15 protein-coding genes are annotated in these 16,786 nt (G+C 75.2%); 12 read left to right on the forward strand and 3 right to left on the reverse strand.

Annotated elements, in window-relative coordinates:
- Positions 1 to 21: 21 nt before the first annotated feature.
- The gene (locus E9565_RS14690) at positions 22 to 747 is read right to left on the reverse strand and encodes a GntR family transcriptional regulator (protein WP_236835653.1); all 726 of its coding nucleotides are present in this window, start codon (positions 745 to 747) and stop codon (positions 22 to 24) included.
- A 267-nt stretch (positions 748 to 1,014) separates the two neighbouring features.
- On the opposite strand from E9565_RS14690, the gene E9565_RS14695 reads away from it, so the two are divergent.
- The 8 genes from E9565_RS14695 (at position 1,015) to E9565_RS14730 (ending at position 10,801) form a co-directional block, all read left to right on the forward strand.
- Complete coding sequence (locus E9565_RS14695; protein WP_236827645.1) at positions 1,015 to 1,974, forward strand: TAXI family TRAP transporter solute-binding subunit; 960 nt, start codon at positions 1,015 to 1,017, stop codon at positions 1,972 to 1,974.
- An 80-nt stretch (positions 1,975 to 2,054) separates the two neighbouring features.
- Positions 2,055 to 2,594, forward strand: coding sequence for a hypothetical protein (locus E9565_RS14700; RefSeq protein ID WP_236827644.1), 540 nt, complete (start codon positions 2,055 to 2,057; stop codon positions 2,592 to 2,594).
- Entirely contained in the window at positions 2,591 to 4,882 is a 2,292-nt protein-coding gene (locus E9565_RS14705; protein ID WP_236835655.1) for a TRAP transporter fused permease subunit, read from the forward strand. Before E9565_RS14700 ends, E9565_RS14705 begins: the two co-directional genes overlap by 4 nt.
- A 30-nt stretch (positions 4,883 to 4,912) precedes the next feature.
- Positions 4,913 to 5,752, forward strand: a complete 840-nt coding sequence (locus tag E9565_RS14710) for a DUF6282 family protein (protein WP_236827642.1) — start codon at positions 4,913 to 4,915, stop codon at positions 5,750 to 5,752.
- A complete protein-coding gene (locus E9565_RS14715; protein ID WP_236827641.1) occupies positions 5,749 to 7,935 on the forward strand; it encodes an Ldh family oxidoreductase in 2,187 nt (728 codons plus the stop codon). Before E9565_RS14710 ends, E9565_RS14715 begins: the two co-directional genes overlap by 4 nt.
- Complete coding sequence (locus tag E9565_RS14720; protein ID WP_236827640.1) at positions 7,928 to 9,178, forward strand: CynX/NimT family MFS transporter; 1,251 nt, start codon at positions 7,928 to 7,930, stop codon at positions 9,176 to 9,178. Before E9565_RS14715 ends, E9565_RS14720 begins: the two co-directional genes overlap by 8 nt.
- A gap of 49 nt (positions 9,179 to 9,227) precedes the next feature.
- Entirely contained in the window at positions 9,228 to 9,911 is a 684-nt protein-coding gene (locus tag E9565_RS14725) for a dimethylmenaquinone methyltransferase (protein ID WP_236827639.1), read from the forward strand.
- On the forward strand, positions 9,908 to 10,801 hold the full coding sequence (locus E9565_RS14730; protein WP_236827638.1) for an NAD(P)-dependent oxidoreductase: 894 nt from the start codon (positions 9,908 to 9,910) through the stop codon (positions 10,799 to 10,801). Before E9565_RS14725 ends, E9565_RS14730 begins: the two co-directional genes overlap by 4 nt.
- Before the next feature lie 6 nt (positions 10,802 to 10,807).
- On the opposite strand, the gene E9565_RS14735 is transcribed toward E9565_RS14730, so the two are convergent.
- Together E9565_RS14735 and lhgO are read right to left on the reverse strand one after the other, a co-directional pair.
- Entirely contained in the window at positions 10,808 to 12,043 is a 1,236-nt protein-coding gene (locus E9565_RS14735) for an MFS transporter (protein ID WP_236827637.1), read from the reverse strand.
- 16 nt (positions 12,044 to 12,059) lie between these two features.
- Positions 12,060 to 13,283 (reverse strand): L-2-hydroxyglutarate oxidase, encoded by a 1,224-nt coding sequence (gene lhgO / locus E9565_RS14740; protein WP_236827636.1) that lies wholly within the window; start codon positions 13,281 to 13,283, stop codon positions 12,060 to 12,062.
- Between the two features lie 134 nt (positions 13,284 to 13,417).
- Between lhgO and E9565_RS14745 the strand changes: the two genes are divergently transcribed.
- Genes E9565_RS14745 through E9565_RS14760 form a run of 4 tightly spaced genes read left to right on the forward strand, consistent with a single transcriptional unit; the run spans position 13,418 to position 16,752 of the window.
- Positions 13,418 to 14,305 (forward strand): dihydrodipicolinate synthase family protein, encoded by an 888-nt coding sequence (locus E9565_RS14745; protein WP_236827635.1) that lies wholly within the window; start codon positions 13,418 to 13,420, stop codon positions 14,303 to 14,305.
- 30 nt (positions 14,306 to 14,335) lie between these two features.
- Positions 14,336 to 15,190, forward strand: coding sequence for a fumarylacetoacetate hydrolase family protein (locus E9565_RS14750; protein ID WP_236827634.1), 855 nt, complete (start codon positions 14,336 to 14,338; stop codon positions 15,188 to 15,190).
- A 3-nt stretch (positions 15,191 to 15,193) separates the two neighbouring features.
- Positions 15,194 to 15,982 (forward strand): SDR family oxidoreductase, encoded by a 789-nt coding sequence (locus E9565_RS14755; protein WP_236827633.1) that lies wholly within the window; start codon positions 15,194 to 15,196, stop codon positions 15,980 to 15,982.
- Positions 15,982 to 16,752: a fumarylacetoacetate hydrolase family protein gene (locus tag E9565_RS14760; RefSeq protein ID WP_236827632.1), complete on the forward strand. Its 771-nt coding sequence runs from the start codon at positions 15,982 to 15,984 to the stop codon at positions 16,750 to 16,752. The genes E9565_RS14755 and E9565_RS14760 overlap by 1 nt, the downstream gene beginning before the upstream one ends.
- Positions 16,753 to 16,786 lie beyond the last annotated feature (34 nt).

Consider the following 16,786-nt stretch of genomic DNA (forward strand, 5'->3'; position numbering starts at 1 on the left):
TCCGTGGGTGGGCGGGGGCGGTCAGCGGCCGGGGTCGGCCGCCTGCGTCCCGGTGGCCGCCACCGGGAGCAGGTCGTTCTCGTGCACGTCGCCGTCGGGGTGGATCTCCAGGTAGGAGTTCCGCGACAGCGCGACGTGCCGGTGCATCGCGGCGGCGGCGCGGTCGGCCTCGCCGGCGGCGATCAGCTCGGCGACCTGACGGTGCTCCGCCCAGGCGCGCGGCGCGATGGAGGAGACCAGCGGCGCGAAGAACCACCGGCTGCGGAGGGAGAGCTGCTCGCCGAACTGCAGCAGCAGGTGGTTGCGGGCGTGCACCAGGACGGCGCGGTGGAAGCGGGCCGTGTGCGCGGCCATCTCCTGGGAGGGCACGCCGCGCCGCCAGTCGGCGTCCGCCCGGTCGCAGATCTCCAGCAGCTCCGCGGCGTCCTCCGGGGTGCGGCGCACGGCGGCCAGGTGGGCGGCCTCCCGCTCGACGAGCTGGCGGGCCTCGAAGAACTCCTGCACCTGCTGGCGGGTGGGCTTGTTGACGAAGGCGCCGTGCCGCGGCCGCAGCGTGATCCAGCCGTCCCGGTGCAGGCGCTGCAGCGCCTCGCGCACCGGCCCGCGGCTGACCCCGAGCTGCGCGGCCAACCGCTCCTCGACGAGGTGGTCGCCGGGTGCCAGGGACCGGCTGATCAGCAGCTCCTGGAGCCGCTCGTACACGTGCTCGCGCAGGGGCAGGGCCGCGATGGGCGGTGCGTCGGACATCGGCCGGCCTCCACGCGACGCTCGGAAAAGTCATCGTCCCGTGACACTGTAAACAGTAGACAGTCCCGAATGTGAGCTGCTTCACTCCTGTGACCTGAAAAACAGCGATGATGCTGACGCCCCCTCCGGTTGCGGGTGGGCCGGCGTGCGGGCGGTCCCGCAGCCGGTGCCCCGGCCGCCGGCCCGGCACCGACAGGAAGGCACACGATGCTCACGACTCCTGGTTCACGCCCCGGCAGGCGGTCGCGCCTCCTCCTCTCCCTGGGGGTGGCCACCTCGCTCGCGCTCACGGCCTGCGGCGGCGACTCGGCCGACGACACGGCCTCGGGCGACGGCGGGGGTGACGGGCAGACGTTCAACGAGCAGCTGACCTTCGCCACCGGCGGCACCGGCGGCGTCTACTACCCGTACGGCGGCGGCATCGCGAACCTGCTGAGCGGCGAGATCCCCGGCCTGACGGTCACCGTCCAGGAGACGAACGCCTCGGTCGACAACATGCAGCTGCTGGACACCGACCAGGCGCAGCTGGCCCTGGCCCTCGGCGACGTGGTCTCGGACGCGGCGAACGGCGAGAACACCTTCAGCGAGGCGCTGGAGATCTGCTCGCTCGGCAACATGTACAACAACTTCGTCCACTTCTTCACGACCGCCGACACCGGGATCACCTCGATCGAGGACCTCGCGGGCAAGCGCGTCTCGCCCGGCGCCGTCGGCTCGGCCTCGGAGGTCACGGCCGACCGCATCATGGAGGCCGCGGGGGTCGACCCGCAGAACGACATCGAGCGCGTCCAGCTGGGCGTCGCCGAGACGGTCGCGGCGATCCAGGACGGCACCGTCGACGCCGGCGCCTGGTCCGGCGGCCTGCCGACGGGCGCGATCGTCGACCTCGCGAGCAGCGACGAGCTGGTGCTGATCCCGACCGGTGAGTACGCCGAGCCGCTGGCCGAGCAGTACGGCGACTACTACTTCGCCGAGGACATCCCGGCCGGCACCTACGAGGGCCAGGACGAGGCGGTGCCCAACGTGGTCTCGCCCAACATCCTGGTGGTGCGGACCGACATGGACGAGGCCCTGCAGGAGGCCATCACCCGCACCATCTTCGAGAACCAGGAGCAGCTGCTCACCGTGCACCCCGCGGCCGAGGAGCTGAACCCCGAGACCGCGGACGAGGTCGAGTTCATCGAGACCTGCCCCGGCGCCCAGACCTACTTCGACTCGGTCGGCTGACCGGCAGCCCGACCCGCGCGCTGCCGGGTGCCGGAGCTCGCTCCGGCCCCGGCGGCCCCGGGCCCTCCCGACGCCCGCTCGTGGCCCGTCACCTCCTCCTCGCCGTCGTCGCGGCGCTCGTCACGCTGACGGGTGCCGGGGTCGCCGTCGCGCTCGCGACGGGGGAGGGCCCGCCCGCGCCGGCCGCGGCGGGGGACGGGTCGCGGGCGGTCACCGTGCGGGCCCCTGACGGCGCGGTGGTGGCCCGCGTCCCGCTCGACGGCGACCTGTTCGCCGTCGGGTACCGCAACAGCGTCTACCGCACCCTCGCCGAGGAGCGCTACCGCGTGCTCCCCGACGGCAGGTTCGAGCTGGTCGAACTGGCCGCGGAGCAGGTCGCGGTGCTCGAGGAGTACTACGCCGTCCCCGGCGCGCCCCGCCCGGCTCCGCCCGGGGACCGGATGACCCACGTGGTCCCGCCCGACCCGGCGCGGCCGGCGGTCTTCGACGAGCTGAGCATCGCCGCCACCGACCTGGGTGAGCGCACCCTCCACGTACCGGGCGCCGAGCCGGTCCCGATCTGGCAGCTCGTCGTCACCGACGACCCCACCGTGATTCTCGACATCGAGGAGAACCGATGAATCTCCGACGTCTCACGCACCGGCAGGCCGAGCCGGGGACGACCGCCGGGGCCACCCGCGTGGCCGACGACCCGCCGGGCGACGTCCCCGGCGCCCCGCCGGGCAGTCCCGGTGCGGAGCGCGGGGACGTGGACGCCTCCACGATCGACAAGACCGGGGACCGGCGCCGCGACGTCGACGAGGACGCCATCGACGAGGAGGCGCTGCTCGCCGAGTTCGAGGCGGAGAAGCCGGCGCGCCACCTGACGGGCATCCCCGGGTACCTGGTGGCGACCGTCGGGGTGGGGCTGTCGCTGTACGCGCTCTACTGGGTGTTCAACCCGATGCCGCGTCAGGTGTACCTGCCGCTGTTCCTGAGCGTCGGGCTCTTCCTGACCTTCCTGACCTACCGCGGCTGGGCCCGCTCGGAGAAGGCGAAGGCCGAGGGGCGCCCCGACCGCCCGAACGTGCTGGACTGGCTGCTGGCGTTCGTGTCGCTGGTGCCGGGCCTCTACATGGTCTGGGACTGGCAGGGCTTCTTCCGCCGGGCGATCGTCCCCACCGACATGGACCTGGTGGTCGGCACCCTGCTGGTCATCCTGATCCTGGAGGCCGCCCGGCGCACCGTCGGGCTGCTGGTGCCGCTGGTGGTGGTCGGCTTCCTGGCCATGGCCTACTTCGGGTCGGCGATGCCGAGCCCGTTCACCACCGCCGACTTCCAGTGGCCACGGCTGATCGGCCACAACGTCATGGGCACCCAGGGCATCTTCGGCGTGCCGCTCGAGGTCGCCGCGACCTACATCATCCTGTTCACCATCTACGGCGCCGTCCTGGCCGCCTCCGGCGCGACCAAGTTCTTCATCGACCTGTCGTTCGCCGCCTTCGGCCAGTCCGCCGCCGGCCCCGGTCGCACCGTGACGCTGTCGGGCTTCCTGCTCGGCACGGTGTCGGGCTCGGGCGTCGCGACGACGGTGACCCTCGGTGGCTTCGGCTGGCCGCTGCTGCGCAAGGCCGGCTACCCGTCGGAGGCCGGTGGCGGTGTGCTCGCCGCGGCCGGCATCGGCGCGATCATGTCGCCGCCGACCCTGGGCGCCGCGGCGTTCATCATCGCCGAGCTGCTCAACGTCTCCTACCTCGAGGTGCTGATCTGGGCGACGATCCCGACGATCCTGTACTACCTCGGCATCGTCCTCGCGATCGAGTTCGACGCCCGCCGGCACGGCACGCGCCAGGTCGAGGTGGAGGAGAAGTCGGCCTGGCGGCTGCTCCTGCGGTTCGGGTACCACTTCAGCTCGCTGGCCGCGATCGTCGTCTTCCTGGCCATGGGCTACACGCCCTTCCGCGCGGTCGTGTACGCCACCGCGCTGGCCTTCCTGCTCAGCTGGCTGGACCGCGAGCACTGGATGACGCCGAAGCGGGTCTGGCACGCGCTCGGCCAGGGCGCGGTCGGCGCCCTCTCGGTCATCCCCGTCATGGCGGTCGCCGGCATCATCGTCGGCGTCATGACCCTCACCGGTCTGGCGCTGCGCCTGGCCGGCATCATCGTCGACTTCGCCGGCGGCAGCCTGGTGCTCACCGCGCTCTTCTCGGCGATCGTGGTGATCCTGCTCGGCCTGGCCGTGCCGGTCACGGCGAGCTTCATCATCTCGTTCGTGATCATCTCGCCGGCGCTGCAGCAGGTCGGCGTCGAGCCGTTCGCGGCGGCGATGTTCATCTTCTACTACGCGGTGCTCAGCGAGGTCTCCCCGCCGACGGCGCTGTCGCCCTTCGCGGCCGCGGCGATCACCGGCGGCAAACCGGTGCCGACGATGTGGCTCACCTGGAAGTACACGCTGCCGGCGTTCCTCGTGCCGTTCATCTTCGTGCTCTCGCCCAACGGCGTCGGCCTGCTCTTCGAGGGCGGCGCCGCCACGGTGGCCATCGCGTTCGTCGCCTCCTCCCTCGCGGTCGGCGCGCTCGCCGTGGTCACGGGCAAGTGGCTCATCGGGCCGGCCGCCTGGCCGGAGCGGGCGCTCTTCCTCGGCGCGGCCATCGCGCTGCTGGTCATGGAGCCCCTGTGGATCGCGATCGGGCTGTCGTTCGGCGTGCTCGGCACCGTGGTGCACCTGGTCATGCGCCGGCGGGCAGGGGACGACGTCGCCGGCAAGGTGAAGGACCTGGTCCCCGGACGGGGGAGCGGGTCGTCCGACGACACCGGGTCGCCGACGGGCACCGCGACGACCGGCACCACGACGACCGGCACCACGACGACCGGCACCACGACGACCGGTGCCAGCGCGTCGGGCACCGACCGCCCCGGGGAGCGCTGACGTGGGCGGGCCCCGGCGGCGGGGGACGGCGTGATCACCGGGGTCGCCGACCTGCACGTCCACGGGGCACCCAGCCTCGTGGAGCGGCACGGCTTCGACCACGAGGTGCTCGGCGCGCACGGGTCGGTCGGCGTCGACCTGGCGGTGCTCAAGGCGCACGAGGGCTCGACCGTCGAGCGGGCGGTGCTCGCCGCCCAGCGCGGTGAGGCCGCCGGCGTCGAGGTGTACGGCGGCATCGTGCTCAACTCGCCGGTCGGCGGCGCCAACCCGGATGCGGTCGAGGTGGCGGCGCGGCTGGGTGGCCGGGTGGTGTGGATGCCGACGGTGTCGGCGCCGGCGCACATCACCTCGCCGTCCAGCCCGGCGCGCTCGGTGCACCGGGGCATGGTGTTCCGGCAGGTCGACGTCGTGGACGACGGCGGCGCGCTGCTGCCCGCGTGGCAGGACGTGCTCGACGTCGTCGCCGCCTACGACCTGGTGCTCGCCTCGGGCCACCTCACCTGCGCGCAGACCCTGGTGCTGTTCCGCGCGGCCAAGGCGGCGGGGGTGACCCGGATGCTGTTCAACCACCCCCGGATGCCGTTCCTGGAGTGGGACGACGACGCCGCGCCCGAGCTGGCCCGCCTGGGCGTGGTGCTGGAGCTCGGCATCCTGCCCGACATCCTGACCACCGACGGCCCGCCCTCCACCACGCTCGGCGAGGTCTACCCGCACGACATGCTCGCCTTCGGCGGCGACCTCGGGCACGCGCACCACCCGACGATGGAGCAGGCGCTGCCGGCCTGGCTGGCCGACCTCGAGCGGTCGATGGGGGAGACCGACGCCGAGCAGGTCCTGACCACGGTCGGGCGACGGCTGGTGCGGCGGTGATCCGGGTCGCGCTGCTGCCGGGCGACGGCGTCGGCGCGGAGGTGCTCGAGGGGCCGGCCCGGCTGCTGCGCCGGCTGGCGGAGCAGGGGCTGGTGGAGGTCACCGGCCCGTGGCCGGTCGGGGCGCGGGCCGCGGCGGCCACCGGCGAGGTGCTGCCCGAGGAGACGCTGGCCGCCTGCGACGACGCCGACGCGATCCTGCTCGGCGCCGTGGGGGACGACCCGGGTGTCCCGCCCGAGGTCTGCCCCCGGCCGGAGGTCGCGCTGCACCGGCTGCGGGCCCGCTACGACCTGCGCATCTCGGTGCGCGACATCCCGCTCGGCGAGGACGGCGACCTCACCGTCGTCCGCAACCTCATCGGCGGCTCCTACGGCACCGGGCCGGCCGACCGCACCTACTCCGAGGACGGCGGCGAGGCCGCCGACGTGCTGCGGCTGACCCCGGGGCGCGTCGCCGAGGTGGTCGACCTGGGCATCGACCGGCTGCTCCAGCGGGGCCCCGGCCCCGGGGCCGGGCGCCTGGTGTCGGTGGACAAGGCGAACCTCTACGCCACCGGCCGGCTGTGGCGGCAGGTCGCCACCGAGGTCGCCGGCCGCCGCGGCGTCCCCGTCGAGCACCGGTACGTCGACCGCGCCGCCTTCGAGCTGGGGTCGGGCGCCGAGGTGCCGGCGGTGATCGTCACCGAGGGGCTGCTCGGCGACATCCTCAGCGACCTCGCCGCCGGGCGGGCCGGCTCGCCGGCGCTGTGCGGATCGGCCTCGATCCACCCCGGCCCACCGGCGCAGGGGCGGTGCCAGGGGTTGTTCGAGCCGGCGCACGGCTCGGCGCCGCGGCGGGCCGGGCTGCGCCAGGTCTCCCCGCTCGGCGGGTTCCTCGCCCTCGTCGCGCTGCTGCAGCACTTCGAGGCCACCCGGGCGGTGGGCGACCGGCTGCGCGCGGCGACGCACACCGTGCTGCGGGACGGCCCCTTCACCTACGACCTCGCCCCGGCCGGGATCGCGCCGGTCGCCACCGACGAGGTCGCCGACGCCGTGCTCGCCGCGTTCGACGCGACGGCACCCGGCGGCGAGGGCACGCCCGTGGAGGTGCGGCCCGAGCCGGACGTGCGGGTGCCGGCGGAGGTGCTGGAGCGCTGGACGGTCGACGTCCTGGAGTCCGCCGGCGTGCGGCCCGCGCACGCCCGGGACGTGGCGCACGTGCTCGGGTACGCCGACCTGTCGGGGATCGACTCGCACGGCATCGCCCGGCTGCCGGCCTACGTGACGATGATCGGCAGCGGCGCCATCGCCGCGAGCGGCGAGCCGGTGGTGCACTCCGACGGCGGGGCCGTCGCCCTCGTCGACGGGCAGGGGCTGCTCGGCCACCCGGTCACGGCGCTGGCGCTCGAGGAGGCGGTCCAGCGGGCGCGGCGGTACGGCGTCGGCTGGGTCAACGTGCGCCGCAGCAGCCACCACGGCGCGAGCGGCTCCTACGTGCACGACGTCGCCACGCAGGGCCTGGTCGGGCTGGTGGCCACGAACACCGGCCCGATCGTCGCCCCCACCGGCACCGGCCGGCCGTACTTCGGCACCAACCCCCTCGCGCTGGGCGTGCCGGTCGCCGGCGAGGAGCCGATGGTGTTCGACATGGCCACCTCCGCGGTGGCCGGCGGCAAGTTCGAGATCGCGCTGCGCCAGGGGCTGCCGGTGCCGCGCGGCTGGGGCCTGACCGCCGACGGCCGGCCGACGACCGACCCCGCGGCGGTCTTCCCGGGCAAGGGCGCGCTGCTGCCGCTGGGCAGCGACCGCGAGCGCTCCAGCCACAAGGGCTACGGCCTGGGCCTGCTGGTCGAGGTGCTCACCGCGGTGCTCGCCGGTGGCCCGCTCGGCCCGGAGGTCGGCAACCTGACGTTCCGGTCCGAGCCGCGGCCGCCGGGCACCAGCCACCTCGTCGTCGTCCTCGACCCGGCCCGGCTGGGCGACCCCGCCCGCATGCGCGACGAGATGCACCGGATGCTCGCCGAGCTGCGGGCGCTCCTGCCCGTCGACGACGAGCTGCCGGTGCGCACCCCGGGCCAGCGCGCCGCGGCCGAGCGCGCGCGGCGGCGGGCGGAGGGCGTGCCGCTGGACCGGGAGACGCACGCGGCGCTGGTCGCCCTCGGCGACCGGCTCGGCCGGCCGCTGGGGGCCGCCGCCCGTGGCTGAGCGCACCGCCGCCCCGGTCGCCTCCGGCCGCGCCGTCGCCCAGGGCGTCTCGGTCTCGGTGCTCGGCGTGCTGCCGGCCTTCCTCGTCGGCGCGCTCGCGGTGCAGATCCGGGCCGACCTCGGGGTGGGTCTCGGCGTCTTCGGGCTCGCCGCGGCCACGCTCTTCGCCGTCTCCGGCTCGCTCGCCCGGCCCGGCGGCCGGCTGGTGCAGCGGCTGGGCTCCCGCCGGGGCACCGCGCTCGCGGCGCTGCTCTCGATCGCCTCGCTCGGCGTCATCGCGCTCGCGCAGGACGCGGCCTGGCTGATGGCCGGGCTGGCGATCGGCGGCCTCGGCAACGCCGTCGCCCAGCCCTCGGCCAACCTGGGCATCTCCGAGCTGGTCACCGAGGCCCGGCTGGGGCTGGCCTTCGGGATCAAGCAGTCCTCGATCCCCGCGGCGACGCTGCTCGGCGGGCTGGCCGTGCCCGGCATCGCGCTCGTGCTGGGCTGGCGGTGGGCGGTGCTCGCCGCGATCGGCCTGGCGCTGGCGCTGCTGCTGTGGGCCGTCCTCACCGGCCGGGACGCCCGGTCCCGCGCGCCGGCGGCCGCCGACCGGGGGCCGGACAAGGGGATTCCGCGCCGGGGGCTGGTCGTGCTGACCGTCGGTGGCTTCCTCGGCTCGGCGGCGGCCACCTCCACGGGGGTGTTCCTGGTCGACTCCGCCGTCGCGGCGGGCCTGCGCCCGGGCGCCGCCGGGCTGCTGTTCGCCGCCTGCTCGGTGGTGGGTCTCGGCGCGCGCGTCTGGTTCGGGTGGCTCGCCGACCGGTACCCCGACCGCAGCCGGTACCTGTTCATCGCCAACCTCATGGCCGGTGGGTCGGTGGCCTACCTGCTGCTGGCCACCGGCATCACGCCGCTGTTCGTCGCCGGCTCCTTCGGCGCGTACCTGCTCGGCTGGGCCTGGACCGGCCTGTTCCACTTCGCGGTGATCCGCGACAACCGGACGGCGGCGGCCTCGGTGACCGGCTTCGTCCAGACCGGCCTCTCCCTCGGTGCGGCCAGCGGGCCGCTGCTGTTCGGCGTGGTCGCGCAGGCCTTCTCCTACCGCGCGGCGTGGACCACCGCGGCGGTGCTGAGCCTCGCGGCGGCGCTGACGGTGCGCTCGGCCCGCCGCACCGTCCGCCGGTCCCGCGGCCTGCCGGTGACCTCGCTGCGGCACCCCTGGCGGCCCGCGGCGGTGCCCGACCTGCACTCCCCGACCTGACCGGCGCGCCCGGCCCTTCCGGCGGGCGCACCACGAGAGGAGCACCCCGATGAGCACCTGCCGGCTGCACCCACCCGGCCCCCGCCCCGACCCCGCGCTGCTCGCCCGGGCCCGCGGGCTGCCGACCAGCATCCTGTCCGACAGCATGGAGCGGGCCCAGGGCGCGACCGGCCTGCACTGGGTGCCCGGCGCCGCGTGGCCGCGCGTCGCCGGGCCGGCGTTCACCGTGCGCACCCGCCCGGGCGACAACCTGGTGGTGCACCGGGCGCTGGACCTCGCCGAGCCGGGCGACGTGCTCGTCGTGGACGGCGGCGGCGCGCTGGACCGGGCGGTGCTGGGCGAGATCATGGCCCGCTACGCCGCCGCGCGGGGGCTGGCGGCGCTGGTGGTGGACGGCGCCGTCCGGGATCGGGAGGGTCTGGCCGAGGGGCAGGTGCCGGTCTTCGCGCGGGGGATCAACCACCTCGGGCCCTACAAGGACGGCCCGGGGGAGGTGCGCGGTCCGGTGCAGGCCGGTGGCGCGGTGGTGCGCGACGGCGACCTGGTCGTGGGCGACGCCGACGGGGTCGTGGTGGTGCCGCACGAGCGGGCCGCCGAGGTGGTCGCGGCGGGGGAGGAGCGGCTGGCCGCCGAGGAGGAGATGTTCCGGCAGATCGCCGCCGGCACCCTGGACCGCTCGTGGGTGACCGCGGCGCTGGCCGAGGTGCCCGCCGGCGAGCGGAGCGCGCGGTGACCCCGCGCTGGGGGCTGATCGGGTTCGGCGAGGCCGGCCGGGTCATCGGCGGTGCGGTCGCCGCCGCGGGCGCCGACCTGCTGGTGCACGACCGCGTCCTGCTCGACCCCGCCCGCGGTCCGGCGGCGCGTGCGGCGATCGAGGCCACCGGTGCCTCGGCGGCCGAGGAGCTCGCGGCCCTCGCCGACCGGGACGTCGTGCTCTCCCTGGTCACGCCGGCGACCGCGGTGGCGGCGGCGGTGGAGTGCGCCGCCGGCAGCCGGGACGACCTGCTCTACGTCGACCTCAACTCCACCGCACCCGGGGACAAGCGTGCGGTGGCCGAGGCGCTCGGCGGCGACCGGGTGGTCGACGGCGTGATGACCGGCGGCGGGATCACCCTCGACGGCGCGGCGATCCCCATCTCGCTGGCCGGGCCGCAGGCGGAACGGGCGGCGGGGCTGCTGCGCGGGGTGGGGCTGCGAGCCGGCGTGGTCGGCGGCGAGGTCGGCGCGGCCGCGGCGCTGAAGATGCTGCGCAGCGTCGTCGTCAAGGGGATGGAGGGGCTCTGGGTGGAGGCGCTGCTGGCCGCCCGGGAGCTCGGGGTCGTCGAGCCGCTGATCGCGATGGTCGAGGAGACGCTGGACCGCTACCCGACCCGCGACTTCGCCACGATGCTGGTGACCACGCACGTCGGGCACGCCGGGCGGCGGCAGGTCGAGGTGCGGATGGCCCGGGACACCGTCGCCGGGACCGGGGTGCCGCCGCTGCTCTCCGGCGGGCTGGTGGCGCGGCACGAGCTGACCGCGCGGGGCCTGGCCGCGGCCGGCCACGAGCCCGGGGCGGTGCCGGCGTCCCTGGCCGAGGCCCTCGACGTCCTGGGGCGGCTGCCCGCCGATCCGCCGGGGTGACCGGGCTCAGCCCGAGCGGGCCTGCCGGCGCAGCCGCTGCGCCGCCACGAGCTCGGGCCGGTCCCGCAGCAGCATGCGCCGGCCCTGCACCACGACCGCGCCCGCCACCGCCGAGACCGCGGCGGTGGCGTACCAGGCGACCGCGTAGGAGGTCGAGGCGACGACCACGCCGAACGCCAGCGGGCCCAGTGCCGCCCCGGCGCCCATCCCACCCTGGGTGATGGAGGTGGCGCGGGCCGCCATGCCCGGGTGCATGCGGGCCACCGAGTAGGTGGACAGCCCCGCCCAGGCCCACCCGGTGCAGTAGCCGATCACCGCGCCCGCGGCCACCAGAACCTCCACCCCGGTGCCCAGCAGGGCGTAGGCGAGCCCGCCGATCGACATCTGCGCGGCGACGACCAGCAGCCACCGGGTGCGCACCCGGTCGGCCAGCCAGCCGAACGCCACGCGCGCCGCCGCGCCGACGCCGCTGGCCACCGCGGCGAGCACGCCGGCGGTCGCGGGGGCGATGCCGGAGTCGACGGCGGTGGCGACGAAGAAGGATCCCAGCGCGTTGCCGGTGGCCGCGCCCAGCATGAGCCCGAGGGCGAGCACGACGAGGGCGGCCCGGTGGAAGGGCCCCGCCGCCTCGGAGGTCTGGACGGCGTCGCGGGCCGGCAGCCGGGCGCTCCCGGGGACGCCGAGCAGGACCAGCAGCGCCAGCACGCTGCCGATCACGAAGGCGGTGCGCCAGCCGAGCGGGATGGCGACGAGCGGGACGGCGACCCCGGCGAGCATGGTCGAGAGCGGGATCGCCGCCTGCTTGGTGCCGTAGGCCAGCCCGTGCCGGCCGGGCGTCACCGCGCGGGCGATCAGGTCGTTGCTCGCCGGCTGGCCGACCCCGTTGCCCCAGCCGGCCACGACCAGCGCGCCGACCAGCACCGCGGTGTGCTGCGCCCCGACGGCGACGGCGAGCATCGCCAGCCCGCCGACGACGGCGGAGAGCCGGACCACCGGCGAGGTGCCGAAGCGGCGCACCACGGCGCCGGCGGTCAGCGCCGAGACCGCCGAGACGAGGAAGAAGCAGGCGACCAGGCTCCCGAGGAGCGAGGGCCCGAAACCGAGCTCCTCGCGGATCTGCACCCAGAGGACGCCGACCATGTAGATGGGCAGCACGCCGACCGTCGTCACGGTCACCGCGGCGGCCGCTGCCGCCCCCGAGCTCGCCGGCCCGCGGTCCCGCCGCCGGGCCGGCGCGGTCACGCCCACCACGGCGCGCTCACGCGGCGGAACGGCGGTCGAGCAGGTCGTCGACGATGTGCTCGGCGATGGCCAGGGACGAGGTGGCGGCCGGGGAGGGCGCGTTGCGCACGGCGACGACGGCTCCGGTGCGGGTGATGCGGAAGTCGTCGACGAGGCTGCCGTCGGTCTCGAGGGCCTGCGCACGGATGCCCGCCTCGGCGGGCACCAGGTCGGCGACGGTCAGCTCGGGCACGTAGCGCTGGGCGGCCCGGGTGAACGCCCGCTTGCTCAGCGACCCGTACATCTCGGCGACGCCGGTGCGCCAGTGCTGCCGGGCGAACCGGCGGAAGCCGGCGTAGCGGGCGGTCTCGGCCAGCTCGCGGAGGTCGAGGTCGCGGCGGCGGTAGCCCTCGCGCGCGAGCGCCAGGACCGCGTTCGGGCCGACCAGCACCTCGCCGTCGAACCGAGGGGTCAGGTGCACCCCGAGGAAGGGGTACCGCGGGTCGGGCACCGGGTAGACGAGGCCGTTGACCAGCTCGCGCTTCCCGGGGACGAGGGCGAAGTACTCGCCGCGGAAGGGCACGATGCGCGGCGCCCCCACGTCGCCGGCCAGCTGGGCCAGCCGGTCGACCTGCAGCCCGGCGCAGAGGACCACCCGGTCGACGACGAGCTCCTCGCCGTCCCCCCCGCGGACGACGACCTCCTCGGCCGGCCCGCCCGTGGTGTGCCGCAGGTCGGTCACGGCGAAGCCGGTGCGGACGGTGGCCCCGCGGGCCTCGGCGTCGGCCGCCAGCGCCCGGGTGATGCCCGCGTAGTCGACGATCGCCGTGGTGGGGGAGTGCAGGGCGCCGACGCCGGTGACGTGCGGCTCGAGCTCGGCGAGCTCGCCCCGACCGATGATGCGGATGCCGGGGACGCCGTTGGCGCGGGCCCGCTCGGCGATCGCGCCGAGCCGGTTCTCCTCGGTGGCGTCGAGGGCGACGAGCACCTTGCCGATCTCGTCGTAGCCGAGACCGTGCTCGGCGCAGAACTCCCTGAGCAGCGCGACGCCGCGGCGGCAGAGGACCGCCTTCAGCGAGCCCGGCTCGTAGTACAGCCCCGCGTGCACCACGCCGCTGTTGCGCCCGGTCTGGTGGGCGGCGAGGTGGTCCTCCTTCTCCAGCAGCGTCACCCGGGCGTCCGGCTCGAGCTGCAGGAGGCGCCGGGCGACCGCCGCGCCGATGATGCCGCCGCCGACGACGGCGAACCGGGTGGAAGACATGGATCCTCCGATCTGGGCCCACGGGGTGGGACCCGGCCTGAGCATCGCCCGGGCAACCGTTACGGTGACCTTGTGATGGCGATCACCGAGTGTTGCAGCCCGTGGCAGGGTGCGTCCGCGCGGGGTGCGCGGTGGTGACCACCCTGCGGGGGGTCCTGCCCATCACCCTCACCCCGTTCACCGACGACGGCGCAGTGGACGAGGGGAGCATCGACACCCTGGTCGAGGACTACCTCGGCGCCGGCGCCCACGGCCTGACCATCCTCGGCATCATGGGCGAGGCCGCCAAGCTGCTCGACGAGGAGCGGGAGCGGGTGCTCCGCCGCTACGTCGGGGCGGCCGCCGGGCGGGTGCCGGTCGTGGCCGGCGTGTCGGCCCGCGCGACGCACATGGCGCTGGACTACGCGCGCCGGGCCGAGGACGCCGGCGCGGCGGCGGTCATGCTCGCGCCGCCCGACAACACGAAGAACCTCGACCTGGTCTTCGAGCACTTCCGCCGGGTCGCCGAGGCGGTGTCGGTGCCGGTGGTGGTGCAGGACGAGCCGGTGAACACCGGCGTCACGATGCCGGCGCCCTTCCTCGTGCGGCTGCTCGAGGAGATCGAGGGGTGCCGGTACCTCAAGCTCGAGGAGACGCCGACGCTGCCGAAGATCACCGCGGTGCGGAAGGCGGTCACCTCGCCGGTGGGCATCTTCGGCGGCCTCGGCGGGGTCTACCTGTACGAGGAGCTGCTGCGCGGTGCCGACGGGATCATGACCGGGTTCGGCTTCCCGCAGGTCCTGGTCGGCACCTACGAGAAGTTCGTCGCCGGCGACCGCGCGGAGGCCCAGGCCTACTTCTTCAAGCACCTGCCGCTGATCCGCTACGAGGCGCAGCTGGGGGTCGGCGGGGTCACCATCCGCAAGCAGGTGTTCGCCCGGCGCGGCGCGATCAGCTCGCCGCACGCGCGGTTCCCGGCCCCGCCGGTCGACGACGTCACCCTCGCCGAGCTCGACGACCTGATCGCGGCCGTCGGTCTCTGACCGGCGGTCACCCGAGAGACGGGAACCCCAGTGCGACTGACCTCCCTGCGGATCGACGGCGCCGAGCCGGCGGCACTCGTCCGCCCCTCCGGTGCGGTGCTGCTCACCGCCGTCAACGAAGCCCTGGGCACCACCTGGCCGGGCACGGTGCAGGAGCTGCTGGAGCAGGGGCAGGTCGAGCCGCTGCGGGAGTGGGTCGGCGGGGCGCCGGCCGGGCTGCTCGACGAGCTGGCCATCCCGCAGGACCGGCTCGCCTACGCGCCGCTCTACCGGCGGCCCCGCAAGATCTGGGGCATCGGGCTGAACTACGTCGAGCACGCCGCCGACCTGTCCGAGAAGGCGCCGTCGACGGAGCCGGCGAGCTTCCTCAAGCCCGACACCGCGATCATCGGCCCGGGCGACGCGATCCGGATCCCGCCGCAGTCGCAGCGGACCACGGCCGAGGGCGAGCTCGGTCTGATCATCGGCCGGGAGTGCCGGGACGTCGACGAGGCCGACGCGCCCGGCGTCGTCGCCGGGTTCACCACGATCATCGACATGACCGCCGAGGACATCCTCGAGAAGAACCCGCGGTACCTGACCCGGTCGAAGAGCTTCGACACCTTCTTCAGCTTCGGCCCGGAGCTGGTCACCGTCGACGAGGTGGCCGACGTCGACGCGCTCGAGGTCGCGACCATCCACAACGGCGAGGTGCACCGGCGCAACGTCGTCTCCAACATGACGTTCCGGCCGTGGTGGCTGGTGGCCTTCCACTCGCGGGTGATGACCCTGCTGCCCGGCGACATCATCTCGACCGGCACCCCCGGTGCCGTGCACATCCGGCCCGGCGACACCGCCGGTTGCTCCATCGCCGGCTTCCGTGACCTCTCGAACCCCGTGGAGTGACCGATGGACCTGCAGCTGACCGGTAGGACCGCGCTCGTGACCGCGGCCAGCAAGGGGCTGGGGCGGGCGACCGCCACCCAGCTGGCCGCCGAGGGCGCGCGGGTGATGATCTCCAGCCGCGGCGAGGAGCAGCTGGCGAGGACGGCGGCCGAGATCGCCGAGGCCACCGGGGCGCAGGTCGAGCACTGCCCGGCCGACGTCGCCGATCCCGCTGACGTCGAGCGGCTGCTGGAGGAGGCCCGGAGCCGGCTCGGGGGCGTGGACGTCCTCGTCGCCAACGCCGGCGGCCCCCCGCCCGGCGGGTTCGACGCGGTCGACGACGCGAAGTGGTACCAGGCGCACGACCTCAACCTGATGAGCACGGTCCGGCTGATCCGCGGGGTGCTGCCGCACATGCGGGAGCAGCAGTGGGGGCGCATCGCCGTCGTCACGTCGTCGTCGGTGAAGCAGCCGATCGAGAACCTGCTGCTGTCCAACACCTACCGGGTGGCCGTCGTCGGCCTGGCCAAGTCGCTGGCCATCGAGTTCGCGGGTGAGGGCGTGCTGGTCAACACGGTCGGCCCCGGCCGGATCGCCACCGACCGGGTCGCCGCGCTGGACGCCAACCAGGCGGAGAAGACCGGCCTCTCGATCGAGGAGGTGCGGGCGCGGTCGGAGAAGGCGATCCCGCTGGGTCGCTACGGGGAGGCCGAGGAGTTCGGCCGCGTGGCGGCGTTCCTCGTCTCCGGCGCGAACACCTACCTGACCGGGCAGAACCTGCTCGTCGACGGCGGCCTGGTCAGGGCCATCTGATGCGCATCGCCCGGTACCAGGCCCCCGGCGGCGCGCCCTCCTACGCCGTCGTCGAGGGCGACGGCGAGGACGCGGTGCTGCACGCCCTCGAGGGGCTGCCCTACGACGGCCTCCGCCGGACCGGGGAGCAGCTGCCGCTCGGGCAGGCGCGGTTGCTGGCGCCGGTCGAGCCGAGCAAGGTGGTGGCGTTCGGGCGGAACTACGCCGAGCACGCCAAGGAGCTCGGCAACGAGGTGCCCGAGGTGCCGATCGTGTTCCTCAAGCCCTCCACCTCGGTCGTCGGCCCGGACGCCGAGGTCGAGTACCCGGCGCTCACCTCGGACCTGCACTACGAGGGCGAGCTCGCGGTCGTCATCGGCCGGCGCTGCAAGGCGGTGGCGGCCGAGGAGGTCGCCGGGGTGGTGTTCGGCTACACCGTGGCCAACGACCTCACGATGCGCGACGTGCAGAAGAGCGAGGGTCAGTGGACCCGCGGCAAGGGGTTCGACGGCGCCTGCCCGCTCGGGCCGTGGGTGGAGACCGAGATCGACCCCTCGTCGCTGGCGCTGCGGTCTTCCGTCAACGGCGAGCTGCGGCAGGACGGGACGACGGCGGACATGCTGCGCGACGTCGCCGCGTGCGTCTCCTGGGTGAGCCAGGCGATGACGCTGCTGCCCGGTGACGTGGTGTTGACCGGCACGCCGGCCGGGGTGGGGTCGCTGCAGCGCGGGGACCACGTCGAGGTGACCGTGGAGGGCATCGGCACGCTGGCCACCCGCATCACCGGCTGACCGGCTGCTGGGGCGACTGTCGGGGTCCCCGCCC

The sequence above is a fragment of the Blastococcus sp. KM273129 genome (assembly GCF_021698995.1).
In the GTDB taxonomy this organism is placed as follows: domain Bacteria; phylum Actinomycetota; class Actinomycetes; order Mycobacteriales; family Geodermatophilaceae; genus Blastococcus.